Annotated in this window: 24 protein-coding genes, 1 tRNA gene and 2 rRNA genes (1 of these 27 running past the window's edge); 8 read left to right on the plus strand and 19 right to left on the minus strand. The window is 67.7% G+C overall.

Annotated features, from left to right (window positions below; all coding sequences use genetic code 11):
* Positions 1-54: 54 nt before the first annotated feature.
* The 9 genes from leuB to CTJ15_RS09790 all read right to left on the minus strand — a co-directional run bounded on the left by leuB (position 55) and on the right by CTJ15_RS09790 (position 7493).
* A complete protein-coding gene (leuB, locus tag CTJ15_RS09750) occupies positions 55-1167 on the minus strand; it encodes a 3-isopropylmalate dehydrogenase (RefSeq protein WP_019462897.1) in 1113 nt (370 codons plus the stop codon).
* Positions 1167-1793 (minus strand): 3-isopropylmalate dehydratase small subunit, encoded by a 627-nt coding sequence (gene leuD / locus CTJ15_RS09755; protein ID WP_019462898.1) that lies wholly within the window; start codon positions 1791-1793, stop codon positions 1167-1169. Before leuD ends, leuB begins: the two co-directional genes overlap by 1 nt.
* Complete coding sequence (leuC, locus tag CTJ15_RS09760) at positions 1793-3211, minus strand: 3-isopropylmalate dehydratase large subunit (RefSeq protein WP_099781522.1); 1419 nt, start codon at positions 3209-3211, stop codon at positions 1793-1795. The genes leuD and leuC overlap by 1 nt, the downstream gene beginning before the upstream one ends.
* Before the next feature lie 62 nt (positions 3212-3273).
* A complete protein-coding gene (gene rplS, locus CTJ15_RS09765) occupies positions 3274-3699 on the minus strand; it encodes a 50S ribosomal protein L19 (RefSeq protein ID WP_019462900.1) in 426 nt (141 codons plus the stop codon).
* A 16-nt stretch (positions 3700-3715) separates the two neighbouring features.
* Positions 3716-4444 carry a tRNA (guanosine(37)-N1)-methyltransferase TrmD gene (trmD, locus tag CTJ15_RS09770; protein ID WP_019462901.1) on the minus strand — a complete coding sequence of 243 codons (729 nt, stop codon included), beginning with the start codon at positions 4442-4444 and terminating at the stop codon, positions 3716-3718.
* Positions 4441-4977, minus strand: a complete 537-nt coding sequence (gene rimM / locus CTJ15_RS09775) for a ribosome maturation factor RimM (RefSeq protein ID WP_019462902.1) — start codon at positions 4975-4977, stop codon at positions 4441-4443. Before rimM ends, trmD begins: the two co-directional genes overlap by 4 nt.
* A gap of 32 nt (positions 4978-5009) precedes the next feature.
* A complete protein-coding gene (gene rpsP / locus CTJ15_RS09780; protein WP_019462903.1) occupies positions 5010-5348 on the minus strand; it encodes a 30S ribosomal protein S16 in 339 nt (112 codons plus the stop codon).
* A gap of 30 nt (positions 5349-5378) precedes the next feature.
* Complete coding sequence (gene ffh, locus CTJ15_RS09785; RefSeq protein WP_019462904.1) at positions 5379-6764, minus strand: signal recognition particle protein; 1386 nt, start codon at positions 6762-6764, stop codon at positions 5379-5381.
* Between the two features lie 117 nt (positions 6765-6881).
* A complete protein-coding gene (locus CTJ15_RS09790) occupies positions 6882-7493 on the minus strand; it encodes a GNAT family N-acetyltransferase (RefSeq protein ID WP_193009662.1) in 612 nt (203 codons plus the stop codon).
* Positions 7494-7623: 130 nt separating this feature from the next.
* On the opposite strand from CTJ15_RS09790, the gene CTJ15_RS09795 reads away from it, so the two are divergent.
* Positions 7624-9132, plus strand: coding sequence for a serine hydrolase (locus CTJ15_RS09795; protein WP_075821551.1), 1509 nt, complete (start codon positions 7624-7626; stop codon positions 9130-9132).
* A 113-nt stretch (positions 9133-9245) separates the two neighbouring features.
* Here CTJ15_RS09795 and CTJ15_RS09800 read toward each other — a convergent pair whose 3' ends face one another.
* The 7 genes from CTJ15_RS09800 to CTJ15_RS09825 form a co-directional block, all read right to left on the minus strand.
* Entirely contained in the window at positions 9246-9953 is a 708-nt protein-coding gene (locus CTJ15_RS09800; RefSeq protein ID WP_075821550.1) for an RraA family protein, read from the minus strand.
* A 207-nt stretch (positions 9954-10160) separates the two neighbouring features.
* Positions 10161-10568, minus strand: coding sequence for a hypothetical protein (locus CTJ15_RS09805; protein WP_151904044.1), 408 nt, complete (start codon positions 10566-10568; stop codon positions 10161-10163).
* 4 nt (positions 10569-10572) lie between these two features.
* Complete coding sequence (locus CTJ15_RS09810) at positions 10573-10866, minus strand: hypothetical protein (RefSeq protein ID WP_075821548.1); 294 nt, start codon at positions 10864-10866, stop codon at positions 10573-10575.
* A 159-nt stretch (positions 10867-11025) separates the two neighbouring features.
* Entirely contained in the window at positions 11026-12708 is a 1683-nt protein-coding gene (locus CTJ15_RS09815; RefSeq protein WP_083755381.1) for a sensor histidine kinase, read from the minus strand.
* Between the two features lie 68 nt (positions 12709-12776).
* Entirely contained in the window at positions 12777-12950 is a 174-nt protein-coding gene (locus CTJ15_RS24335) for a NepR family anti-sigma factor (protein WP_019462911.1), read from the minus strand.
* A gap of 32 nt (positions 12951-12982) precedes the next feature.
* Positions 12983-13624, minus strand: a complete 642-nt coding sequence (locus CTJ15_RS09820; protein ID WP_019462912.1) for a sigma-70 family RNA polymerase sigma factor — start codon at positions 13622-13624, stop codon at positions 12983-12985.
* Positions 13625-13759: 135 nt separating this feature from the next.
* Positions 13760-14266, minus strand: a complete 507-nt coding sequence (locus tag CTJ15_RS09825) for a sigma-70 family RNA polymerase sigma factor (RefSeq protein WP_099781524.1) — start codon at positions 14264-14266, stop codon at positions 13760-13762.
* A 51-nt stretch (positions 14267-14317) separates the two neighbouring features.
* Here CTJ15_RS09825 and CTJ15_RS09830 point away from each other — a divergent pair, with 51 nt between their 5' ends.
* From CTJ15_RS09830 to CTJ15_RS09860, 7 genes are all read left to right on the plus strand, one after another.
* Positions 14318-15055 carry a PhyR family response regulator anti-anti-sigma factor gene (locus CTJ15_RS09830; protein ID WP_058389796.1) on the plus strand — a complete coding sequence of 246 codons (738 nt, stop codon included), beginning with the start codon at positions 14318-14320 and terminating at the stop codon, positions 15053-15055.
* 200 nt (positions 15056-15255) lie between these two features.
* On the plus strand, positions 15256-15417 hold the full coding sequence (locus CTJ15_RS09835) for a DUF1328 domain-containing protein (RefSeq protein WP_019462915.1): 162 nt from the start codon (positions 15256-15258) through the stop codon (positions 15415-15417).
* A 25-nt stretch (positions 15418-15442) separates the two neighbouring features.
* Positions 15443-16120, plus strand: a complete 678-nt coding sequence (locus tag CTJ15_RS09840; protein WP_139323257.1) for a hypothetical protein — start codon at positions 15443-15445, stop codon at positions 16118-16120.
* Positions 16117-17961 (plus strand): ABC transporter ATP-binding protein/permease, encoded by a 1845-nt coding sequence (locus tag CTJ15_RS09845; RefSeq protein WP_058389794.1) that lies wholly within the window; start codon positions 16117-16119, stop codon positions 17959-17961. Before CTJ15_RS09840 ends, CTJ15_RS09845 begins: the two co-directional genes overlap by 4 nt.
* A 178-nt stretch (positions 17962-18139) precedes the next feature.
* The gene (locus CTJ15_RS09850) at positions 18140-18547 is read left to right on the plus strand and encodes a transposase (protein ID WP_075821546.1); all 408 of its coding nucleotides are present in this window, start codon (positions 18140-18142) and stop codon (positions 18545-18547) included.
* Positions 18544-18900 carry an IS66 family insertion sequence element accessory protein TnpB gene (gene tnpB / locus CTJ15_RS09855; protein ID WP_075821545.1) on the plus strand — a complete coding sequence of 119 codons (357 nt, stop codon included), beginning with the start codon at positions 18544-18546 and terminating at the stop codon, positions 18898-18900. Before CTJ15_RS09850 ends, tnpB begins: the two co-directional genes overlap by 4 nt.
* 12 nt (positions 18901-18912) lie before the next feature.
* Complete coding sequence (locus tag CTJ15_RS09860) at positions 18913-20517, plus strand: IS66 family transposase (protein ID WP_099781525.1); 1605 nt, start codon at positions 18913-18915, stop codon at positions 20515-20517.
* 16 nt (positions 20518-20533) lie between these two features.
* Here the strand turns inward: CTJ15_RS09860 and CTJ15_RS09865 are convergent.
* The 3 genes from CTJ15_RS09865 to CTJ15_RS09875 all read right to left on the minus strand — a co-directional run.
* Positions 20534-20610, minus strand: a tRNA-Met gene (locus CTJ15_RS09865).
* A gap of 69 nt (positions 20611-20679) precedes the next feature.
* Positions 20680-20794, minus strand: a 5S ribosomal RNA gene (gene rrf / locus CTJ15_RS09870).
* 207 nt (positions 20795-21001) lie between these two features.
* Positions 21002-23636: ribosomal RNA gene (locus CTJ15_RS09875) — 23S ribosomal RNA — on the minus strand (it continues 125 nt past the right edge of the window).

Consider the following 23636-nt stretch of genomic DNA (forward strand, 5'->3'; position numbering starts at 1 on the left):
GGGAAGCGCAAGGGCCCCTCCCCCATTTTCAGCACGCGTCCCTGCCGGGCCGTGTCAGCCCGCCAGCTTGTCCAGCTCACGCAGGATGGCGTCGCCCATCACGGAGGTGCCCACGCGGGCCGTGCCGGGCGACATGATGTCGGCGGTGCGCAGGCCGCCGGTCAGCACGTTGTTGATGCTCTGCTCGATCAGCGCCGCATCCTCCTCCATGCCGAAGCTCCAGCGCAGCAGCATCGCGAAGGACAGCATCTGCGCACAGGGATTCGCGATGCCCCTGCCGGCGATGTCCGGCGCGGAGCCATGGATCGGCTCGTAGAGCGCGTGGCGCCGTCCGGAGGCATCCGGCGCGCCCAGCGTGGCGGAAGGCAGCATGCCGAGCGAGCCGGTCAGCGCCGCCGCCAGGTCCGACAGCACGTCGCCGAACAGGTTGCCGGCCAGGATCACGTCGAACTGCTTCGGATTCGAGGCGAGCTGCATGGCGCAGTTGTCGGCATACATGTTCTGCAGCTCGATATCGGGGAATTCGGCCTTCGCCACCTCCCCGACCACGCCGCGCCACAGGCGGCCGGTCTGCATGACATTCGCCTTCTCGACGCTCGTGACCTTGCGGCCGCGGCTGCGCGCCAGCTCAAAGGCCACGCGCGCCACGCGGGCGATCTCGTCCTCGGTATAGACCTCGGTGTCCACGCCGCGGCGCTTGCCGTCCGGCATCACCTCGATGCCGCGCGGCTCGCCGAAATAGATGCCGCCCGTGCTCTCGCGCACGATGATGATGTCGAGGCCGCTGACGATCTCGGCCTTCAGCGAGGAGGCGCTGGCCAGCGGCGCCAGCACCGTGGCGGGGCGCAGGTTGGCGAAGAGGCCCAGCTCCTTGCGCAGCCGCAGGATGCCGAGCTCCGGACGCTGCTCGAAGGGCAGGCTGTCCCACTTCGGCCCGCCGACGGAGCCGAAGAGCACGGCATCCGCCTCCCTGGCCCGGGCCACCGTCTCGTCGGAACAGGGCGTCCCTTCCGCCTCGATGGCGGCGCCGCCGACCAGCCCTTCCTCCACGGTGAAGGAGGCGGTGCGGCGGCGGTTCATCCAGTCGATGACACGGCGGACCTCACGCATCACCTCGGGGCCGATGCCGTCGCCCGGCAGAACCAGGATCTTCTTGTTGGCCGTCATCAAAGAGTAGTTCCCGTCCCAAACATCCAGGGTTGTGCAGCGCGCTTCCGCGTCTCGAAGGCGTCGATCGCGGAGGCATGCTCCATGGTCTGGCCGATATCGTCCAGGCCATTCAACAACAGATGTTTACGAAGCGGGTCCACGTTGAAGGAGATTTCCTCCCCATCCGGCCGGATCACCACCTGGCGTGCGAGATCGACGGTCAGCCGGGCATTGCCGCCCAGCTTCGCGTCTTCCATCAGCTTCTCGCAGACGGCATGCGGCAGGCGCACCGGCAGGATGCCGTTCTTGAAGCAGTTGTTGTGGAAGATGTCGGCGAAGTCCGGCGCGATGACGCAGCGGATGCCGAAATCCAGCAGCGCCCAGGGCGCGTGCTCGCGCGAGGAGCCGCAGCCGAAATTCTCGAAGGCGATAAGAATCTCGGCCTTGCGATAGGGCTCCTGGTTGAGCACGAAATCCGGCTTCTCGCTGCCATCGGGCGCGTAGCGCATGTTGGCGAAGGCACTCTTGCCGAGTCCCGTGCGCGCGATGGTCTTCAGAAAGCGCGCCGGGATGATCATGTCGGTATCGACATTGGCCAGCGGCAGCGGCGCGGCGATACCGGTGAGCGTCGTGAAAGGCTGCATCAGCGCATGATCTCCCGCACGTCGGTCAGGCGGCCTGTGACGGCCGCGGCGGCCGCCATGGCCGGGCTCAGCAGATGGGTGCGCCCGCCAGGACCCTGCCGCCCCTCGAAGTTGCGGTTCGAGGTGGAGGCGCAGCGCTCGCCGGGCTTCAGCTTGTCCGGGTTCATGCCCAGGCACATGGAGCAGCCCGCCTCGCGCCATTCGAAGCCGGCCTCGATCAGGATCTTGTCCAGACCCTCCCGCTCCGCCTGCTCCTTCACCAGGCCGGAGCCCGGCACCGCCATGGCGCGCACGCCAGGGGCGATCCTGCGGCCCTTCAGCACCTCGGCCGCGGCGCGGATGTCCTCGATGCGTCCATTGGTGCAGGAGCCAAGGAAGACCGCGTCGATCTTCACCTCCTGCATCGGCATGTTCGCGGCGAGGCCCATGTAGTCCAGCATGCGCTGCATCTGCGCGCGCTTGGCCTCGTCCGCCTGCCCGGCCGGGTCGGGCACGCGGCCGGTCACCGGCACCACCGTTTCCGGCGAGGTGCCCCAGGTGACCTGCGGCGCGATGGCATTGCCGTCCAGCACGACCTCGGCATCGAAATGCGCCTCCGGATCGGAGGGGAGCGTGCGCCAGTACTGGATCGCGCGCTCCAGCGCCTCGCCCTTCGGCCCCATCGGGCGTTCGGCCACATAGGCGAAGGTGGTCTCGTCCGGGGCCACCATGCCGGCGCGGGCACCCGCCTCGATCGACATGTTGCAGATCGTCATGCGGCCCGCCATGTCGAGGTTGCGGATCACCTCGCCCGCGAACTCGATGACATGGCCGGTGCCGCCGGCGGTGCCGATCTTGCCGATGATGGCCAGCATCACGTCCTTGGCGGTCACGCCGAAGCCCAGCGTGCCGTCCACGGTGATGCGCATGTTCTTCGCCGGCTTCTGCAGCAGCGTCTGCGTGGCGAGCACGTGCTCGACCTCCGAGGTGCCGATGCCGAAGGCCAGCGCGCCCATCGCGCCGTGGGTGGAGGTGTGGCTGTCGCCGCAGACGATGGTCATGCCCGGCAGGGACAGGCCCAGCTCCGGGCCGATGATATGGACGATCCCCTGCCGCTTGTCGGAGAGCGGAATGTAGGGGACGCCGAATTCCTTGACGTTCTTTTCCAGCGTCGCGATCTGCAACGCGCTCTCGGCCTCGTTCACGCCGGTGAAGCGGGTCGCGTCGGTGGGAACGTTGTGGTCCACCACGGCGATCGTCGCATCCGGGCGGCGCACCTTGCGGCCAGCCTGGCGGAGGCCCTCATAGGCCTGCGGCGACGTCACCTCATGGGTAAGGTGCCGGTCGATGTAGAGGAGCGCCGTACCGTCGGGCAGCGTCTCGACGACGTGCGCGTCCCAGATCTTGTCGAACAGCGTGCGCGGCTTGGTTGCCGACATCGTGCGATCCTCCTGCAGTCAAAAAAGGCCCGCACCGTTGCCGGAGCGGGCCTTGCGAGGGCTCAGCCCTGAGTGGCCTCCGCCGGTGCGGCCGGCGCGGGCGCCGCCGCCGGCGCGGCGGTCTCGCGGGTCATGGTGCGCTCGGCGATGCGGGCGGACTTACCGGTCCGGCCACGCAGGTAGTACAGCTTGGCGCGGCGCACCTTGCCGCGGCGAACCACGGTGATCTCCGCCACGTTCGGGGAGTACAGCGGGAAGACGCGCTCCACGCCCTCGCCATAGGACAGCTTGCGGACGGTGAAGTTGCTGTGCAGGCCTTTGTTGGAGCGCGCGATCACGACGCCCTCATAGGCCTGAGTGCGGGTGCGCTCGCCCTCGACCACCTTCACCATCACGCGCACCGTGTCGCCGGCCTGGAAGGCCGGGGTGGTGCGGCTCGCGGTCAGGCGGGCCTTCTGGTCCGCGTCGAACTGCTGAAGCAGGTTCATCTGTGTTGTCCTCGTCTTAACCGTTGATCTGGGAAGCGTCGGGCGCTTCCACGAATGCTGTGTGGCGGGCCCAGAGGTCCGGGCGGCGCAGGCGTGTGGCGGCCTCGGACTGCGCCGCGCGCCAGGATGCGACCTCGGCGTGGTGGCCGGAAAGCAGCACGTCAGGCACGCGGCGGCCGTTCCATTCGGCCGGGCGGGTGTAGTGCGGGTATTCCAGCAGGCCGTGCGAGAAGGATTCCTCCTCCCCGCTCTCGCTGGCCCCCATGACACCCGGCAGCAGCCGGACGCAGGCATCGAGCAGGACCATGGCTGCCGGCTCGCCGCCGGACAGGACATAGTCGCCGACCGAAACCTCGGTCATCGCGCGCGCCTCGATGACACGCTGGTCCAGCCCCTCGTAGCGGCCGCAGAGCACGACCACCCCCGGCCCGGCGGCCAGTTCGCGGACCAGGGCCTGGTCGAGCAGCTGCCCGCGCGGCGTCATGTAGAGCAGCGGCCGCTCGCCGCCCTCCGCCATGACGGAACCGCAGGCCGCGTCGATCACGTCCGGCCGCATCACCATGCCGGCGCCGCCGCCGAAGGGCGTGTCGTCTACGTTGCGGTGGCGCCCGGTGCCGAACTCGCGGATCTGCCGCGCCTCCAGGCTCCAGTCGCCCCGTTCCAGCGCGCGGCCGGCCAGGGAATGGCCCAGCGTGCCCGGGAACATCTCGGGGAAGAGGGTCAGGATGGTGGCGCGCCAGCTCATGCGGCCTCCCCCTCGTCCTTCTCCGAAGCATTCTCGGGCTGCACCACGATCTCCTCCGGCGGCACCACCGTGCAGCGTCCCGCGGCGAGATCCACCACCGGCACGCAGGCACGGGTGAAGGGGATCTCCCGGTCCCGGCCCTTTGCGTCGCGCAGGGTCAGGAAGGCACCGCCACCGAAGTCCTCCACCGACATGACGCGGCCGAGCACCGTCCCGTCCTCGCCCACGGCCGAGAGGCCGATCAGGTCGGACAGGTAGAACTCGTCCTCATCGGTCGGCGGCAGGGCCTCCCGCAGCACGTAGAGCTTCACTCCGGTCAGCCGCGCGGCGGCATCCCGGTCGTTCACCCCGCGCACGCGCGCCAGGCCGCCCGGAAGCACCTCGAAGGCGAAGCTGCGCTGGCCGCTCTCGTCGGTCAGCGTGCCATAGGCGGCGATCGCCTCCGGCGCCTCGGTGAAGGAGCGCAGTCGCAGCAGCCCCCTCACGCCATGGGGCCGGCCGAACTCGCCCACCAGGATACGCTTCGCGTCCATCGGTGTGCCTCAGGGAGTGCCGTTCGCCAGGATCAGCCGTTCGCGGCGGCCGCGGCGGCGCGCTCCTGCGCCTTCTTCTTCGGCGCAGACTGCTTCGGCTGCTCGCGGAACTCGGGCATCGGGGCCAGGCCGGCCTTGCCGAGGAACTTCGCCACGCGGTCGGTGGCCAGCGCGCCCTGGCTCAGCCAATGGGCGATGCGCTCGTCGTGCAGGCGGATGCGCTCGGCATGGTCGGCCGGCAGCATCGGGTTGTAGGAGCCCAGCTTCTCGATGAAGCGGCCGTCGCGCGGCGAGCGGCTGTCGGCCACCACGATGTGGTAGTAGGGGCGCTTCTTGGCGCCCGCGCGGGCGAGGCGGATCTTAAGTCCCATGAGGTCCTCTCAGTACAGCTTTGGAAAGGGTTAGAAGGGCCGTCGGCCACCGGCACCGGGCAGCAGGGCGGAAAGCCCCCCGCGCATCAGTCCCTTCTGGCCGAGCTTGTTCATCCGCTTCATCATCGCGGACATGTCGTCGAACTGCTTGAGCAGCCGGTTCACTTCCTGGACCGTCACGCCAGAGCCGGCGGCGATGCGCTTCTTGCGCGACGCCTTGATGATCTCCGGCTTGCGGCGCTCCTTCACGGTCATGGAGGAGATGATCGCCGCCTGGCGCTTCAGGATCGACTGGTCGAGATTGGCGTTCTCCAGCTGCGCCTTCATCTTGCCGATGCCGGGCAGCATCCCGAGGATGCCGGAGAGCGAGCCCATCTTGCCGATCTGCCTGAGCTGGTTCGCGTAGTCTTCCAGGTCGAACTGACCCTTCTGCATCTTCGCGGCCAGCTTCTCGGCCTGCTCGCGGTCGATCGTTTCCGCCGCACGCTCCACCAGCGAGACGATGTCGCCCATGCCGAGGATGCGGCTGGCGATGCGGTCGGGATGGAAATCCTCCAGCGCGTCCAGCTTCTCGCCAGCGCCCAGCAGGCGGATCGGCGCGCCGGTGACGCTGCGCATGGACAGCGCCGCGCCGCCACGGGCGTCGCCGTCCACGCGGGTCATGGCGATGCCGTTGACGCCCACCTTCTCCTGGAAGGCGCGGGCGGTGTTCACCGCGTCCTGGCCGGTCATGGCGTCCACCACCAGCAGCGTCTGGTGCGGCTTCGCCATGGCCTTGACCTGGGCGACCTCGGCCATCAGGGCCTCGTCGATGGCCAGGCGGCCGGCGGTGTCGAGGATGACGACGTCGTAGAGCTCGCGCCGTGCCGTATCGAGGGCACGGGCGGCGATCTCCAGCGGCCCCTGCCCGGCGACGATCGGCAGCGAGCCGACCTCGGCCTGCTTCGCCAGCGTCTCCAGCTGCAGCTGCGCGGCGGGGCGGTGCACGTCCAGCGAGGCCAGCAGCACCTTCTTGCGCTCGCGCGAGCGCAGCCGCAGCGCGATCTTGCCAGAGGTGGTGGTCTTGCCCGAACCCTGCAGGCCGACCATCAGGATGGCGACGGGCGCGGGCGCGGCGATGTCGATGCCGCGCTTGCCGTCGTCGCCCTCACCGCCGCCCAGGGCCTCCACGAGCACGTCGTGGACGATCTTGACGACCTGCTGCGCCGGGGAAACGGACTTGATGACCTCCACCCCGACGGCACGCTCGCGGACCTTGTTGATGAGGTCGCGCGCCACCGGCAGGGCGACGTCGGCCTCCAGCAGCGCCACGCGGACCTCGCGCAGCGCTTCCGCCACGTCGGCCTCGGACAGGGCGCCACGCCGGCGCAGCCGGTCGAACACCCCATTCAGCCTGCCTGACAGCGCCTCGAACATGCGGCGGTCGAAACTCCAATGCCGTTCGCGCCGCTGCGCGAGCCTTCGCGGAGCGACGGAGCCGGCCGCACGGGGCAGCCGACCGGGTTGCGGGACATGTCCCGGGTACGGGGGCCTCTACGCCGCCCCCGGCCCCGGGTCAAGCACTTCCGGCTGCCCGCCCGGCGGCGGAAGGGCGGGCACGGCGCGCAGCGCGATCCAGTAGCGGCGGACCAGCTCGCCGCTCACCGCATCCGGCGCCTCGTCCTCCAGCATGCCCCCAGCCCGCTCGATGGCGCGGCGGGAGGGGGTGTTGTCGGAGCGGCAGGTCAGCAGCACCCGCTCGAAACCACGCTCCCGCATATGCGCCAGGGCCAGGGCAAGGCCGCGCGTGGCGAAACCCCGCCCCCGCAGGCCGGGCCGGACAGCATAGCCGACATGGCCGCCGCGGCGGCGCAGATAGGGAGTGAGTGCGTAGCGGCAGTTCACCGTGCCGATGAACATGTCGCCGGCGGCCAGCCAGAAATGCGTGCCCGGCACTTTCCGCGTGAAGCCGCCATCCGGCAGGCGCACCGGGGTCTCCGGGTCGTTCAGCGAGCGGAGATGGGCCATCAGCCCCTTCTCCGGCGGCAGGCCTCCGCCGTCCGGTACGAGGCCTTCGGCGAGCGCCGCCGCATAGGAGGGCAGCAGTGCCTCCTCCGGCAAGCGGAGCAGGGCGCGGTCCGGGGAAAGGGCGTCGGCATCGGGCATGGCCGGGCGTGGATGGCGCAAGGCCCAGCCGCTGCCAAGCCCGTTCCCCCCCGGTGACGCCCCGCCCCCGCTTGACGCGGCGCCCATGCCGGCCCGCCATGCGTGCCGACGCGTCAAGGAGAGTCGCCGCATGATCGCCCTGGACCCACGCCGAGCCGCCGGGGAAGCCCGCGCCATCGCCCAAGGCTGGACCGAGGCCGGGGGGCCCGGCGGTGCCATCGTGCTGTTCGGGCCGGACGGGGTGCTGGAAGGCTTCGGCGGCGGTTTCGCCTCGCTGGAAACCCGCACGCCCTTCACGCCCGACACGCCAAACCGCTGGGCTTCCATCAGCAAGCAGTTCTGCACCGCCACCGTGCTGCTGGAAGGGCTGGACCTTGCCGCGCCGCTGGGATCGCTCGTGGCGGAACTGCCGGAGGCCGTGGGCGGCGTCACGCTGGGCCAGGCGCTGGACATGACCGGCGGCCTTCCGGACCTGATGGAGACGCTGTCCCTGGCGGGCCTGCCCTCCTCCGCCTCGATCACGCGGGCGGAAGCCTTCGACGCCATCCGCCGCCTGCCCGGCATCAATGGCGTCCCTGGCGCGGAAATGACCTACACCAACACGGGCTACCGGCTGGTGCAGCACATCTTTCCGGAGCAGCGCGGGCGCTCCTACGCGGAACTGCTGCGCGAGCGGCTGTTGCGCCCGCTTGGGCTGGAGGCGATTCGTTTTCCCGAGGACGAGTCCGAGCCGGTCGCCGACCTCGCCACGGGATACTGGCACGACGGCAGCGAATGGCGCCGCGGCCGCTACGGGCTGCAATATTCGCCCTCTGGCGGGCTGGCGGGCAGCGCCGCCACCCTGGCCCTCTGGGGCGCGGCGCTGATGACCGGACACGGGCCGCTGGAAGGAATGCTCGTGCGCCTGACTTCGGCGCGGGAGCCGCTGGGTGGCTTCTACCGCCTGGGCCTGAACGCCCCCGACCTGGCCAGCGACGTGCCGCTCTTCGGCCATGGCGGCTCCCTGCCCGGCTACAAGGACCACATCCTCCTTTCTCCCTCGCTCGGCCTGGGCGTGGTGGTGCTCTGCAACCGTGAGGATGCGGACCCGCTCTGGAACGCCCTCCGCATCGTCTCGGCCTGGACCGGGCGCGCCCTGCCCGTCGCCGCCCGCCTGCCCGCCGGCCTCTATGCCGCGGAGAGCGGCCCCTTCTGGGCCGAGGCCGCGGACGACACCATCACCTTCATGGGCACCACGGACCGTCTTTTCGCGGATGGCGCCGGGAGGGTGCGGACCCTGCCCGCCTATCTGGAAGCGAGCCTGCGCGCCGAAGCGGATGGCACCCTGCGCGGACATGTCGGCCGCATGGCGCAGCACCTCCTGCCGGTGCCGCCGGGCCTGGCGCTGGACCCATCCCTGGCCGGCGAATGGCGGGACGAGGCCTACGGCGCACGGCTGAGCATCCGGGCCGATGGCAGCGCCGAGCTGCCCGGCATTCCCGGTCCGCGCGTCACGCTGACGCCGCTGCCGGGCGGCCGCGCCCTGGCTTCCCGCACGCATAACGGCTCGACGATGCGGATCTGCTTCTACCCCGTGGGCGAGGGGCGCCTGCGCCTCGCCTCGCACCGGTCACGCGTGCTGGAATTCCGGCGCGCCTGACGTGGGTGGAAGGCACTGGGCTGCCTTGTCCTTGTGGGCAAGGCTCCACCCGGGGCCGGCCACAGGCTGCGACGTCGAAGCGCAGCACCCCTCCCGGCCTGGGGAGCGGACGGTCAGTGGATCTCGTCGGCCTTGGAGAGGGCTTCCTTCAGGGCCGCCACGGAGAAGTCGCGCGAGCGGCACAGGTCCAGCACCACCGCCTCGCGGCGCATGCAGAGTTCAATCGCGGCAGGCAGCTTGGTCACCGCGTCATGCGGCACGACCACGGCGCCGTGCCGGTCGGCATGCACCACCGCGTCGTGGTGGGCGGCCATGCCATGCACCGAGACCTCCTGCCCGTACTGCACGATATGCACATAGGCATGGGAGGGGTTCACCACCCCCGCCAGCATCTGGAAGTCCGAGGCGGCGGTGTCGAGGTCGCGGATCGAGCCGTTGGTGACGACACCCAGCGCACCCAGGGACTTGTGCACATTGGTATGGACCTCGCCCCAGAAGGCACCCGTCCCGGGCGTGTCGTCGAGGTCCTGGATCACCACCACGGTGGGCATCGCCGAATCCGCGACATACTCGTACCAGCCGAGCCGGGCGGCGCGGTCCACCTCCCGCGTGCGGCCGGAGGGCGAGGCGGCGCGGATCGTCGCGGTGCGGGCCAGCCCGCAGACCGGCCTCAGCGCCGGGTCGGAGGCGACCAGCGGGCGGATGGTGAAGCCGTAGCCGCGCCGGTGCGGCACCACCAGTTCCAGCGCGTTGCAGATGGTGGGCGTGTCCCATTGCCGCAGGGCGTCCAGATCCGCGGCGGTGAAGGGATACTCGGCCATGTCCATCTCCTTGCCAGCCACCCGGAGGGCGCCGCGCCTTCATTCCAGCCAGGATCGTCTTGGCGGGGCGACGCCGGGGCTGGGTCCGGCGCATCCTCCCGGTCAAGGGCGCAACGGTCAAATGCCGTCCGCGAGGCTCGGGCAAGCCACGCGGTGCCGGGCGCCGCGAAACCCGCCGCAGAAGCGGCAGGCTTCGCGGCCCAGGCCTCAGCGGCGGCGCAGCAGGGTCAGCAGGATTCCGCCCAGCACCGCGATGGGCGCACTCTTGCGGGCCACGCCGAGAAAGACTTCCTCCGCCGCGCCGGACAGCGCGACATCGCGCACCGCCCGCGCCTCGATCTCCGCATTGGAATGGCCGCCGCGCGAGGCGAGCAGCGCCAGGACCAGCGCCACCACCAGATCCATCGCCAGCAGGATCGCCGCCGCGCCCACCGCCCCGGCGTGGAAGAAGGCGAAGTTGTAGATCAGGATATGCAGCATGACGAAGGCGGCGCAGCCGAAGACGGCGGCGATCAGCCAGTAGAGCAGCTGGTTGATCTTGCTGCCGGCCTGTACCTTCAGGCGGCGGCTTTCGGCCTGGGCCGCCATGCCTACGAGACGGAGCGCGCGGAGCATCATCTCAGCGCCCCGTCAGCCGCGCGACGGCATAGCCGATGGCCACCGCGATCAGCAGCGCGGTCACCGGCCGCTCGCGCACACGTTCCTGGAAGTCGTCGTAGCGGTACTGCACCGACTCGGCGACATCCCCGGCATAGGCTTCCACCCGGTCCACGCCGCGGTTCAGCGAATCGGTGCGCTCGGCGAGGAGCCCCTCCACCTTGCGGCGCAGGTCGGCGATCTGGGCACGCGCGTCGGAGGCCGTGGCCTCCACCTGTGCCCTGGCCTCCGGGCCGGGCTGGGACTGCTCTGGCATCGTCGTCTCCTGTGGTCATACGGTCGAGTTCGCAACGTCACGTTGCGGGACCGGTTGCCGCTTGGCGAGGCCACACCGCGCGAGGGCAGGAAGCTGTGGTCGGACGGCCATGACGGGTCTCCTCCAGCGGGGGCTGCCTGGCCACGTCCGAAGCGGTGTTCAGGCAGCCCGGCGTGGCCGGTCCCCCGGATTGCGGGCCGGAGCCGCGCGTTCGCGCAGCGGAAAGCGGACGCGCCAGCAGGTGCCGGGACCGCTTTCCCGCAACAGCCGCCCGCCGAGCTGGCGGGCGAAGCCATCCAGGAGTTGCAGGCCCAGGCCCAGGCCGCGTGGCGCCGCCTCGCTGACGGGAAGGCCGATGCCGTCATCCTGGACATCGAGGATCACGTCCGAGCCTTCCTGCGTGACGCGCACGGTGATGGTGCCGGTGGCCTCGCCCGGAAAGGCATGGGCGACGGCGTTGCTGACCGCCTCGGTCACGAAGAGCGCCACCGTCACCGCTTGGTCGGTGGAGATCCGCAGGTCCCCCTCCGCCTCGATCCGCAGCCGCAGCCTTTCGCCGGCGGCCTCCCCCTGCGAGGAGAACTGCTGAGTCGCCAGCTCCTCCAGGAAAGGACGCAGCGCGATCGCCTCGAAGGACTGCTGCGTGTAGAGGTAGCGGTGCAGCGTCGCGATGGCGCGCACCCGGTCTCGCGCCGCCCGGAACTCCGCCTGCACCTTCGAATCGCGGATGCGGTTGGCCTGGAGGTTCAGCAGCGACGAGACGATCTGTAGGTTGTTCTTCACCCGGTGATGGATCTCGGCCATCAGCGCATCGCGTTGGTCCAGCGCATCGACGAGATCCGTTTCCCGTGCCGCCAGGGCCCGTGTCGCGTCGTCGAAGGCCTGCTCGAGCTCGATCACCTCACGCGGCTCGATGCCGGTAGGCGCCCGTTCGAAGACCATGCCGGGACGCCAGCGCTTCACCCGCTCCGTCAGCGAATGCAACGGGCGCACCAGACCGAGATCGGCACCCACCACGATCGCCACCAGGCAGGCCAGGAGGAAGGCGGAAAGCTCCGCCAGCCTTTGCAGCAGCGTACTCCAGGCGGTGGCGCGGACCGGCTCGTAGGCCTGCCCCACCACGATCCGCAAGCCGGGACCGAAGGGTGCGACGGCATAGGACATCTCCGCGCCGCTGCGTGCGGTGGCCTGCACGACACTGTCCGGCGGGTTCAGCACGGAAAGGTTGCGCGGCGCGAGGTTCGCCTCTCCGCCCTGCAAGGGAACCACCTCCCCCTGCCCGTCCACCAGCCAGGAGAACTGACCGGGGACGGGATAGAGGCCGGGGCGCAGGAAGCTGCTCAGCAACAGCGTACCGCCTACCAGCACGCGGGGTTGGCCGGAGGGGCGTGACAGCGCCAGGGCGAAGGGAAGCCTGGCATGCTGGCCACCATCCGCCGGGATGATGTCACCGAAGGCCGGAAGTCCGTTGAGCAGGGCGGCACTGATCCGGTCGCGCGGCGGCATTGCGGTGCTCGCTTCCGGAATGGCAGAGCAGATGCGGTCGTGCTGCCCGTCGGAAATCCAGAGATTGGCATACCGACCGGGATAGAGGTCCAGGACGCGGCGCAACTCGCTTGCGCAGTCCTCGCTGGAACCCGCACGCGGAAGGTCGATGCGCGACAGGGATTGCAGCATGGCCGTCATGCCATCGACCTTGGCGGCGGCCTGCACCAGCACAAGCTCTCGCTGGGTTGCAAGGCGGCGCGAGGCTTCCTCGAAGGTTGCCTCGCGTCCCTGCATGGCATTGGTGGCGGCGATTACGAGCACGGGCACGCCAGCCGCCATGAGCAAGGCTGTCATGCGGCCCCTGATGCCCGCCAGGAAGCCAACGACCCGCCCCGCGCGCCTTGGCGGGACGGGCCTGCCGGTCACTTTTCTCGATCCCTCTCGATCAGCTTCAGCAGATCCTCGGGAATCGGCTCGCTCGCCACATCATCGAACATGGTGTGCAAGCCCATCTGAAGCCACTTGTTGAAGGCTGCATCGGGGGCACTCTCCGAGTGCCGGCCGACTTCATCAGGCCCCCGACCGGCCAGCGGCATGGGACGTCCCTTTTTTTTCGGTTTTCCGTCCATTAACCGAAGATGGTTGCCCGATCCCCTTCATCGACCGCCAGGAAAGCGCGGCTCTTGCCCGAGGCGCCGCGGCGCGGCTGGGCCACCGCACGATTCGTCGCAGTGCGATTGCTGCTACCACGCTCCTCACCGGTCAGCCAGCGCTGCAGGGTCTGGCGGGCGCGGAAGACGCGGCACTTCGCGGTGCCGACGGCGCAGTTCATCGCCGCCGCAACCTCTTCATAGGACATGCCCTGCACCGTCACCATCACCAGGGCGGTACGCTGCTCAACCGGCAGGCGGGCCATGTGGATGCGCAACTCGCGCATTACGAGGCTGTCTTCCTGCGCGCCCGGGCGGGCAAAGGCGCTGCTCGGCACATCATCCAGATCCGCCGTCTCACGCTTGCGGCGGATGTCGGAGATGAAGCGGTTGCGCAGGATGCGGAACATCCAGGCGCCGAAGTTGGTGCCGGGAGTGAAGGAATGGCGTGCCGCCAGGGCTGAGGTCACGGCGGCCTGCACCAGATCGTCCGCATCGGCACGGTTACGCGTCAGTGCCAGGGCTTGCACCCGGAGCCGCGGCAATGTGGTGGTGAGCAGGTCGTGGAAGTTGAACTCACCTTCGTACGTCGCGGTCTGGATGTCGGCGGTCTGGCTCATCTCGCTACTCCGCATATCGTGGCCGGGAAAATCCGGCCTTCACGGGATCAATGCACGAGCTCGAAAATCGGTTGCCGCCAGGGAGGCGATTTTCTGGTTTTTTATGTTTCGCCTCGGATTCAATAAGTTAGGAGGTCAATCCTCCTTCTCCTGCGGGGCGAAGCTGGCTGCCAGCCGGACACGGGCGCGTGAGACGCGGGCCTTCAGCGTGCCCACCGCCACGCCCGCAATTCCGGCAGCCTCCTCATAGGAAAAGCCCAGGGCTCCGATCAGCACCAGCGCCTCGCGCTGTTCCGCCGGCAGGCCGGCCAGGGCATGGTCCAGTCCGGCGACTTCCAGGCGGGCATGCTGGCCGCCCTCCGCACGCTCCTCTTCCTCCGGCCGCACGGCCTCCAGCACCCGCCGCTCGCTCGCGCCGCGACGGCGGGTCTCGTAGAAAACATTGCGCAAGATGCTGAAACTCCACGCACGCAAGCTTGTTCCGGCCTGCCATTGCGTTTCCGCCCTCAGTGCCCGAACTAGGGCTTCCTGGACCAGATCGTCAGCGACGGAGACGTCGCGTGCCAGGAATCTTCCGAAGGCACGCAGATCGGGAAGAAGCTGTGCGAGACCGGCGCGGAAATCGGTGCTGAGTTGGTCCATTCTTGTCTTCGGTCGAAGGCGCGGAAGCGGCGCCGGTGAGGGAGTAGCACGATGAACGCTGTCACGCAGGGGGAGCTTCTCCGGGCCCTGCCCTACGCACGGCGCTATGCACGCGCTCTCGCGGGAGGGCAGGAGGCGGGCGACAGGCTGGTGGCGGAGGCGCTGCGCGCGGGGCTGCCGCAGGTGCCGGGCCACCTGGCTCTTTATGCGGGCGTGACCGCCAGGGTCGCGGAGGGCGAAGGCCAGCAGGGTGGCGAGAGGGGTGGCGGCACGATGGGCCTGCGCCAGCGGCAGCTTCTGCTCCTCACCGCTCTGGAGGATCTGCCGATTCGTGATGCGGCCCTGGTTGTCGGCATGGAACAGCCGGAAGCGGAAGCGGAGCTGGAGGCGGCGCATTCCGTTCTCCGGGCCACGGCCGCGACCGATGTGCTGGTGATCGAGGACGAGCCGATCATCGCCATGGACATCCGCCAGCTCGTGGAAGGCTGCGGCCACCATGTGGTCGGCATGGCCTCCGACGAGACGGAGGCGGTGGAACTGGCCCGGTCGCTGCGTCCCGGCCTGATCCTCGCAGATGTGAATCTGGGGCCCGGCGGGGACGGAATCACGGCGGTGGAGCGTATCCTCGGCGAGCAGAAGATCCCGGTCATCTTCGTCACCGCCTATCCGGAGCGTCTGCTCACGGCGGAACGGCTGGAGCCGGCCTTTATCATCAGCAAGCCTTTCGAGCCGGTGGCCTTGGCCATCGCCACCTACCAGGCCGTGTCCGGCGGCGTCCGGCTCAGCTGATCCCTTTTCCACCTGGCGGATGGCAGAGCGCCGCCGGGGGCATCGTCCAGGCATGAGGGCGGAGAGGGTTCCCCCGCCGCCCGCCGCCTGGGAATGGGTCTGGCCGTGACGCGCGGAACACGGCCGGAGCTTCCGAAGAATGCTCGGCAACTGGCCTTGGGGGCGCACGTTCACCGACCGCAAGGTTGAGGAACATTGCCATGCTTTACTGGACGGTTATCTTTCTGATCATTGCGCTGGTCGCCGGCGTGCTGGGCTTCGGCGGCGTGGCCTCCGCCGCCAGCGGCATCGCCAAGATCCTCTTCGTCATCTTCCTCGTGCTCTTCCTGATCTCGCTGGTCGCGGGACGCGGCTGGGTGTGACGTGTGGCGGCCGGCCCCCTTTCTGGTGCTCGCCCTCGGTGGCTTGGCCACCGGGGCTGCGCCGGCGCAGGAGGCCAGCCGCGGCAGCCAGTCAGGCGGCAGTGTCACACCGTCCAGCACGGAGGATGGAAGGCTGTGGTTCGATCCCACCCAGCTTCCCTCCTTCACGGGGGTGGTCGAGCGCTACCTCTTGAATCCCGAGGGCAAGATCGACCGGCTGCTGTTCCGCGAGGGGCCGCAAATCATCCTGCCCGGCCCTGTCGGCAGCGAGGTGGCTCGCAAGATCGAGCCAGGGCAGAGCATCGTCGTCTGGGGCATCCGGGCACGCAAGGCGCCGGTGATCATCATGCTGGCCTGGGCCAAGGACACCAACGCCAAGCCCCGCTTCGTGGAGCGGCCAAGCTGGGGTATCGGCGCCTATCGTTCCGGTCAGCAGGAGGTCGAGGTCTCCGGCCAGATCGTGGCACCTCTCTACACGCCGCAGGGCGACAGCATGGGGGTTATCCTGCAGGACGGGATGGTGATCCGCCTGCCGCCCAGCATCGCGGAGTTCATGGGAGATCGGCTCACGGTGGGACGGGAAATCGCCGCCTCCGGCCGTGGCGTCAGTGGCGAGCATGGCCGGGCGGTGGATGCCGAACGTGTCGGCGATAACCTAGCGGCGCTCGGTCCCCTGCCCGGCTCCGCGGAGAAACGTCCGTGAATCCACGCACCCGCGAGGTGCAGATCCAGACCGGTGCGTTGCGCGGCTTCCTGAAACTGTCCGGCGCCTACTTCTGGCAGGAGCGTTCCGCGCGCTGGATGGTACTGGGCCTCTTCGTGCTGACGCTGCTGCAGATCCTGATCCAGATCCGCTTCAACCTCTGGAACCGTGATTTCTTCAACGCGCTGGAGAATCGCGACCGGGATGCCTTCTTCTGGCAGATGTGGCTCTTCCTGCTGCTGGCCATCGCCTCGATGGTGACGGCGGTCTACCAGCTCTATGTGAAGCAGCTTACGCAGCTCCGCTGGCGGCAGTGGCTGACGCGGAAGCTGGTCGCGTCCTGGATGACCGACGCGCGGCACTACCAGATGGAGAAGGCGGGGGGCGCGGACAATCCAGACCAACGCATCGCCGAGGATGTCCGTGCCGCCACGGAGATGGCATTGGATTTTGCAACCGGCATCTTCAACGCCGTGGTGATGCTGATCGCCTTCATCGGTATTCTCTGGACGATTTCCGGGCCGCTCTATCTCACGCTCCTCGGACGCGATGTCGTGATCCCCGGCTACATGGTCTGGGCAGCGCTGATCTATGCGGTGGTGGGATCCGCCCTCACCTATCTCGTCGGGCGGCCAATGGTGATGCTGAATTTCCATCGTGCGTCGCGCGAGGCGGATTTCCGCTTCAGCCTGGTGCGGGCGCGGGAAAACAGCGAAGGCATCGCACTGATCGGCGGAGAGCGCGACGAGAGACGGTCACTCGATGGAATCTTCGCTCATACGGTCGCGGCGGTGAAGGCTCTGATGCAGAGCCAGCGCCGCCTGATGTGGCTGACGAGCGCCTATGGAATGCTGACCTATGTCTTTCCGACCGTGGTCGCGGCGCCGTCCTATTTCTCCGGCGCGATCACTCTGGGCGGGCTGATGCAGATCGGCTCCGCCTTCGGTTCGGTGCAATCGTCGCTGAACTGGTTCGTGGACAATTTTCCGCGCCTCGCCGAATGGCGCAGCAGCGTCGAGCGGCTTCTTACCTTCAACGAAGCGTTGAAGCAGGTGGAGGGGATGGTGTCACGCCCCGAGAACCCGGTGATCGCGCGCAGCATCGCCCGGGCAGGCCAGGAAGCCGAAAGCCTTTCCTTCCGCGATGTACAGGTGGCCTTCGCCGATGGCTCCGTGGTGATCGCTGAAGCCTCCGGCGAGATACGGGCTGGTGAGCGCGTGTTGATCAAGGGGGAATCAGGGACAGGCAAGAGCACGCTGTTCCGTGCTTTCGCTGGTGTCTGGCCTTGGGGAAGCGGCGAGATCCGCATGCCGCCGTCCGAGAGCACCATCTTCATGCCGCAACGTCCCTACCTGCCACTCGGATCGTTACGGAATGCCCTGGCCTATCCCCTGGGCGCGGAGAAGGCCAATGATGAGGTCAGTCGCGTGGCCTTGCGGCGCGTAGGGCTGAGCAAGCTTTGCGAGCGGCTCGATCAGGTGGAACGCTGGGATCAATTGCTGAGTCTGGGCGAGCAACAGCGTCTGGCATTCGCACGCCTGTTCATCCAGAGGCCGCGCTGGATCTTCATGGACGAGGCGACCGCAGCCCTTGATGAGGAGAACCAGAACGCGATGATGCGCATGCTGATCGAGGAACTGCCGGATTCATCGCTGATTTCCATCGGCCATAGGCCTGGACTGGAGTTCTTTCATCATCGGGTGCTGATGCTGCAACGTGGCCCCGAAGGCGCGAAGCTGGCCATTCCCCCGCGGCCCCAAGTGAAGCTGCGGCGGATCGGAGACCGTCTACCGCGATTGCAGAAATTGATGATACGGCGTCGCGTGCGAGAGGATGTTTAAGGTCCTTTCCGCCCACGCTAAACGCAAGACGACACCCCCTGGCCGCGCGTACGGGGGTATGTTGCGTGCTTGTGTGTGGGGGGGGGGTGTTGGGTAAGCGCGGCGACGAGGCCCATCTTCCGGCGCGGGCGGTGAACGTGCTGGGTCGGCGTGGAGCAAGGAGCTTCGGGCCGACATTATGGTCGACATTAGCGATGACGCGAAGGATGGCGGCTACCGGCGGGTCGAGGTCCTGACGGGGCCTGGCCGTCGCCGGAAGTGGTCGGACGACGACAAGGCGCGGATCGTGGCGGAGACGCTGGAGCCGGGTGCGGTCGTGGCTGAGGTGGCGCGGCGCTGGCAGGCCAGTTCGCAGCAGGTGTTCACATGGCGGCGGGAGATGCGGCGCACCGCGGTGGCGCCGCTGGACTTCGTGCCAATTGTGCCGGCGATGCCGCTAGCGACACCCGAGCCGATGGCCACGCGGGCATGTTCCTCGCCCCCGATCGAAGTCGAACTGGCCGGCGCCGTTCTGCGTGCCGTGCCTGGCACGGACGCGGACCTCCTGATGACGGTGCTGCGCGCGATCCGGGCATCGGCCGCATGATCGCACCGCCGGCTGGAGCGCGGATCCTGCTGGCCACGAAGCCCGTGGACTTCCGCAAGGGTGCGCACAGCCTGGCTGCGCTGGCAGCGGAGGTGCTGGGCGCTGATCCCTTCTCGGGCGCGGTGCTGGTATTCCGCTCGCGCCGTGCCGACCGCATCAAGATCCTGATCTGGGACGGGAGCGGCCTCGTCCTTGTCTGGAAGCAGCTGGAGGGCGGCGCGTTCCGCTGGCCAGCGATCGTGGATGGCGTGGTTCGTCTGACGCCGCTGGAGCTCTCGGCGCTGTTCGACGGCATCGATTGGCGCCGCGTCGGGGCGGTGAGGGAGATTCCCACGCCGAGCGCGCCTGCATAGAATCGGCACGTGATGCGCGCCGCGGACGACGACACGCCGAGCCTGCCGGATGACCCCGCGGCGCTGCGGGCGCTGCTGCTCGAGGCGCGGGCGCAGGTCGACACGCTGGTGGCCGAGCGGGACGCGCTGGCGAGCCAGAACGAGCGGCTGCAGCACCTGCTGCTGAAGCTCAAGCGCCGGCAGTTCGGGACGAAGTCGGAGCGGCTCCCCGAGGACCAGCTGCTGTTCGCGTTCGAGGAGATCGAGGCGACGCTGGCCGGCAACGCGGCCGAGGCAGGCAAGGCGTCACCGACGCTCCGCGACAACGGGGCCAAGCGCCGCCGGGCCGGCCGCGGCCGGCTGCCCGCCCACCTGCCGCGCGTCGAGGTGGTGCTGGCGCCGGAGGCGACGGCCTGCCCCTGCTGTGCGGGCCCGCTGGTCGAGATCGGCGCCGATGCGTCGGAGCGACTGGACGTGATCCCCGCGAAGTTCCGCGTCATCGTCACGAAGCGGCCGAAGCTGGCCTGCCGGTCCTGCGCCGGCGTGGTCCTGCAGGAACCCGCGCCGGCCCGCCTGATCGAGGGCGGGGTGCCGACCGAGGCGACTGTCGCCCACGTCCTGGTCTCGCGCTACGCCGACCACCTGCCCTTGTATCGCCAGTCGCAGATCCTGGCGCGGCAGGGGATTGAGATCGGCCGCGAGGTGCTGGCGGACTGGACGGGCACGGGCGCGCTCGAGATCGTCCCCCTGGTCCGACGGATGCGAGAGATACTCCTGGCGTCGCCGCAGCTGTTCGCGGACGAGACCACGATGCCGGTGCTGGACCCCGGGCGGGGCAAGACGAAGAAGGGCTACGCTTGGGCGATCGCGCGCGACGACCGGCCCTGGGGCGGGGCGGACCCGCCGGCGGTGGTGTTCCACTACGCGCCAGGCCGTGGCGCCGAGCACGCGAAGGATCTGCTGGCGGGCTATCGCGGGATCCTGCAGTGCGACGGTTACGGCGCCTACAAGACGCTCGCCGGGGCGAGCAATGGCATCACCCTGGCGTTCTGCTGGTCGCATGTCCGCCGGGGATTCATCGAGCTCGCCAGGGGCAAGACCGCACCGATCGCCGCCGAGACGCTGCAGAGGATCGCCGCCCTCTACGCGGTCGAGGCGGAGGTGCGCGGCAAACCTCCCGATATCCGCCGTGCCGTCCGTCAGGAGCGGAGCCGCCCCCTCGTCGAGGACCTGTTCGTCTGGCTGACGACGCAACTCGCGCGTCTGCCCGGCAGCAGCCCGACCGCGGAGGCCATCCGCTACGCGCTGAACCACCGCGAGGGCCTGGTGCGGTTTCTCGAGCACGGCAGGATCGAGCTCGACACGAACACCGTAGAGCGCGCCATCCGCCCGATCTGCCTCAGCCGCAAGAATGCGCTGTTCGCCTCAGGCGATGACGGCGGGGCCCGCTGGGCAGCCGTCGCCTCTCTCGTCGAGACCTGCAAGCTCAACGGCGTCGATCCGCAGCGCTACTTCACAGAGGTGCTGACCCGCCTCGTCAACGGCTGGCCGAACAGCCGTATCGACGAGCTCATGCCGTGGCGCTGGGCCGATGAAGAAAACGGCGCAGCGTCAAGCGAAGACCACGAGGGTCCGTAGGCCTCGCTTACGGTGTTGGATGCGGGGACAGGATTTGAACCTGTGACCTTCAGGTTATGAGCCTGACGAGCTACCGGGCTGCTCCACCCCGCGCTGGGTGATGGTGTGATGGTGACGTGGGCGGCGATCGGGTCGGGGGGTGTGGGAGGTTCCCATCGGGCGGCCTGGCGGCGACCGACTCTCCCGCGTCTTGAGACGCAGTACCATGGGCGCTGAGGCGTTTCACGGCCGAGTTCGGGATGGGATCGGGTGTGGCAGCCTCGCTAGGGCCACCAGGCCACCGGATGGGAACCTTGGATTTGTATGTACCGACCTGATGCTGTTGGGTGATGGGAGGATCTGTGCCGGGCGGCCCTGTTGTGTGTGGGCATGCGGCGCTGGGAGGGCGATGTGTGTTCGGGTGTGATGTGTGTGTGTGTGTGAGCGGGTGCGCTTTGGTGCTGCGCGCGGTGTCCCTTGTTGGGGGGACTGCGGCGGCGGGGGAGTGATGGAGTTCGATCGGGCGATTAGGACCGCTCGGCTGCATGCATTGCTGCACTTCCACCTGCGGCCTATCGACGTGGTGGTCTTCCACGGCCCTTGGGGAGACCTGGTTTTGAGGCTGGTTTCCCGCTTAGATGCCTTCAGCGGTTATCCGTTCCGTACTTAGCTACCCGGCGATGCTCCTGGCGGAACAACCGGTGCACCAGAGGTACGTCCATCCCGGTCCTCTCGTACTAGGGACAGATCCTCGCAAGTCTCCAACACCCATGGCAGATAGGGACCGAACTGTCTCACGACGTTCTAAACCCAGCTCACGTACCGCTTTAATCGGCGAACAGCCGAACCCTTGGGACCTGCTCCAGCCCCGGGATGCGATGAGCCGACATCGAGGTGCCAAACCTCCCCGTCGATGTGGACTCTTGGGGGAGATCAGCCTGTTATCCCTAGAGTACCTTTTATCCGTTGAGCGATGGCCCTTCCACGCGGGACCACCGGATCACTAAGGCCGACTTTCGTCTCTGCTCGCGCTGTCGCGCTCGCAGTCAGGCGGGCTTATGCCTTTGCACTCAACAGCCGATGTCCGACCGGCCTGAGCCCACCATCGCGCGCCTCCGTTACACTTTGGGAGGCGACCGCCCCAGTCAAACTGCCCACCACGCAGGGTCCTGGCCCGGGCTGACCGGGCTCAGTGAGATGCCAGAAAGAAACAGGGTGGTATTTCAAGGTTGCCTCCACCTGAGCTAGCGCCCGGGTTTCGATGGCTCCCACCTATCCTACACAGTTCCTTCCTGGCACCACTGCGAAGCTGCAGTAAAGGTTCATAGGGTCTTTCCGTCTGACCACGGGTACCCCGCATCTTCACGGGGAATTCAATTTCGCTGAGTCTATGCTGGAGACAGTGGGGAAGTCGTTACACCATTCGTGCAGGTCGGAACTTACCCGACAAGGAATTTCGCTACCTTAGGACCGTTATAGTTACGGCCGCCGTTTACCGGGGCTTCGGTTCGATGCTTGCACATCTCCCCTTGACCTTCCGGCACCGGGCAGGTGTCAGACCCTATACGTCATCTCTCGATTTCGCAGAGCCCTGTGTTTTTACTAAACAGTCGCTACCCCCTGGTCTGTGCCACCCTACCTTGCTTGCGCAAGAAGGGGTCTCGCTTATCCCGAAGTTACGCGAGTAATTTGCCTAGTTCCTTCAGCATAGTTCTCTCAAGCGCCTCGGTATTCTCAACCAGTCCACCTGTGTCGGTTTCGGGTACGGTCTTTATCGACAGCGCTGTTTCCTGGGCTGCTCTGGCTGCCGCCCCAATCCGATAAGGGGCAACAACGCTTTGCAGCCGTCACGTCTGTCAGGCCCAGGAATATTCACCTGGTTCCCATCGACTACGGCTTTCGCCCTCGCCTTAGGGGCCGGCTCACCCTGCGCGGATTGACCTTGCGCAGGAACCCTTGGACTTTCGGCGACAGGGGTTCTCACCCTGTTTATCGCTACTCATGTCCGCATTCGCACTTCCGATACCTCCAGCAGCCCTCACGGGTCTGCCTTCGCAGGCCTACGGAACGCTCCGCTACCACGCATGCTTGCGCATGCATCCACAGCTTCGGCACGTGGCTTGAGCCCCGTTACATTTTCGCCGCAAGACAGCTATTAGACCAGTGAGCTATTACGCTTTCTTTAAAGGATGGCTGCTTCTAAGCCAACCTCCTGGTTGTTTTGGCCGTCTCACATGCTTTCCCACTTAGCCACGATTTGGGGGCCTTAGCTGGTGGTCTGGGCTGTTTCCCTCTCGACAATGGACCTTAGCACCCACTGTCTGTCTGCCGTCCTGTACTCTTCGGCATTCGGAGTTCGGTAGGGTTTGGTAGGGCTTTGGGCCCCCCTAGCCCTTCCGGTGCTCTACCTCCGAAGGTAATCGGACGACGATCTACCTCAATAGATTTCGCGGAGAACCAGCTATTTCCGAGTTTGATTGGCCTTTCACCCCTAGCCACAGCTCATCCCCGACTTTTTCAACAGGCGTGGGTTCGGCCCTCCAGTGGGTGTTACCCCACCTTCAGCCTGGCCATGGCTAGATCACTCGGTTTCGGGTCTTCTGCCGGCAACTCAAGCGCCCTTATCAGACTCGCTTTCGCTGCGCCTACACCTCTCGGCTTAAGCTTGCTGCCAACAGAAACTCGCGGACCCATTATACAAAAGGTACGCCGTCACACCTCCCATGATTGAACATTGGGGTGCTCCGACTGCTTGTAGGCGCTCGGTTTCAGGTCTCTTTCACTCCCCTCGTCGGGGTGCTTTTCACCTTTCCCTCACGGTACTTGTGCACTATCGGTCGCCAAGGAGTATTTAGGCTTGGAGGGTGGTCCCCCCACGTTCAGACAGGGTTTCACGTGCCCCGCCCTACTCGAGGATCCTGCAAGACACTACGCCTACGGGGCTATCACCCGCTCTGGCCGGCCTTTCGAGACCGTTCGGCTTCTTCTTGCACAATCACTGGCCTGCTCCGCTTTCGCTCGCCACTACTCGCGGAATCTCTGTTGATGTCTTTTCCTCCGGGTACTGAGATGTTTCAGTTCCCCGGGTTTGCCTCCGGCACCTATGAATTCAGTGCAGGATCTCCCATACGGGAGGGGTT

This window comes from Roseomonas sp. FDAARGOS_362 (assembly GCF_002754815.1).
Classification (GTDB): Bacteria; Pseudomonadota; Alphaproteobacteria; order Acetobacterales; family Acetobacteraceae; genus Roseomonas; species Roseomonas mucosa.

Bases quoted from the DNA above. Each gene is read 5' to 3' on its own strand.
- leuB (WP_019462897.1), bottom strand. From the start codon at position 1,167: ATGACGGCCAACAAGAAGATCCTGGTTCTGCCGGGCGACGGCATCGGC.
- leuD (WP_019462898.1), bottom strand. From the start codon at position 1,793: ATGCAGCCTTTCACGACGCTCACCGGTATCGCCGCGCCGCTGCCGCTG.
- leuC (WP_099781522.1), bottom strand. From the start codon at position 3,211: ATGTCGGCAACCAAGCCGCGCACGCTGTTCGACAAGATCTGGGACGCG.
- rplS (WP_019462900.1), bottom strand. From the start codon at position 3,699: ATGAACCTGCTTCAGCAGTTCGACGCGGACCAGAAGGCCCGCCTGACC.
- trmD (WP_019462901.1), bottom strand. From the start codon at position 4,444: ATGAGCTGGCGCGCCACCATCCTGACCCTCTTCCCCGAGATGTTCCCG.
- rimM (WP_019462902.1), bottom strand. From the start codon at position 4,977: ATGGACGCGAAGCGTATCCTGGTGGGCGAGTTCGGCCGGCCCCATGGC.
- rpsP (WP_019462903.1), bottom strand. From the start codon at position 5,348: ATGGGACTTAAGATCCGCCTCGCCCGCGCGGGCGCCAAGAAGCGCCCC.
- ffh (WP_019462904.1), bottom strand. From the start codon at position 6,764: ATGTTCGAGGCGCTGTCAGGCAGGCTGAATGGGGTGTTCGACCGGCTG.
- CTJ15_RS09790 (WP_193009662.1), bottom strand. From the start codon at position 7,493: ATGCCCGATGCCGACGCCCTTTCCCCGGACCGCGCCCTGCTCCGCTTG.
- CTJ15_RS09795 (WP_075821551.1), top strand. From the start codon at position 7,624: ATGATCGCCCTGGACCCACGCCGAGCCGCCGGGGAAGCCCGCGCCATC.
- CTJ15_RS09800 (WP_075821550.1), bottom strand. From the start codon at position 9,953: ATGGCCGAGTATCCCTTCACCGCCGCGGATCTGGACGCCCTGCGGCAA.
- CTJ15_RS09805 (WP_151904044.1), bottom strand. From the start codon at position 10,568: ATGCTCCGCGCGCTCCGTCTCGTAGGCATGGCGGCCCAGGCCGAAAGC.
- CTJ15_RS09810 (WP_075821548.1), bottom strand. From the start codon at position 10,866: ATGCCAGAGCAGTCCCAGCCCGGCCCGGAGGCCAGGGCACAGGTGGAG.
- CTJ15_RS09815 (WP_083755381.1), bottom strand. From the start codon at position 12,708: ATGACAGCCTTGCTCATGGCGGCTGGCGTGCCCGTGCTCGTAATCGCC.
- CTJ15_RS24335 (WP_019462911.1), bottom strand. From the start codon at position 12,950: ATGCCGCTGGCCGGTCGGGGGCCTGATGAAGTCGGCCGGCACTCGGAG.
- CTJ15_RS09820 (WP_019462912.1), bottom strand. From the start codon at position 13,624: ATGAGCCAGACCGCCGACATCCAGACCGCGACGTACGAAGGTGAGTTC.
- CTJ15_RS09825 (WP_099781524.1), bottom strand. From the start codon at position 14,266: ATGGACCAACTCAGCACCGATTTCCGCGCCGGTCTCGCACAGCTTCTT.
- CTJ15_RS09830 (WP_058389796.1), top strand. From the start codon at position 14,318: ATGAACGCTGTCACGCAGGGGGAGCTTCTCCGGGCCCTGCCCTACGCA.
- CTJ15_RS09835 (WP_019462915.1), top strand. From the start codon at position 15,256: ATGCTTTACTGGACGGTTATCTTTCTGATCATTGCGCTGGTCGCCGGC.
- CTJ15_RS09850 (WP_075821546.1), top strand. From the start codon at position 18,140: ATGGTCGACATTAGCGATGACGCGAAGGATGGCGGCTACCGGCGGGTC.
- tnpB (WP_075821545.1), top strand. From the start codon at position 18,544: ATGATCGCACCGCCGGCTGGAGCGCGGATCCTGCTGGCCACGAAGCCC.
- CTJ15_RS09860 (WP_099781525.1), top strand. From the start codon at position 18,913: ATGCGCGCCGCGGACGACGACACGCCGAGCCTGCCGGATGACCCCGCG.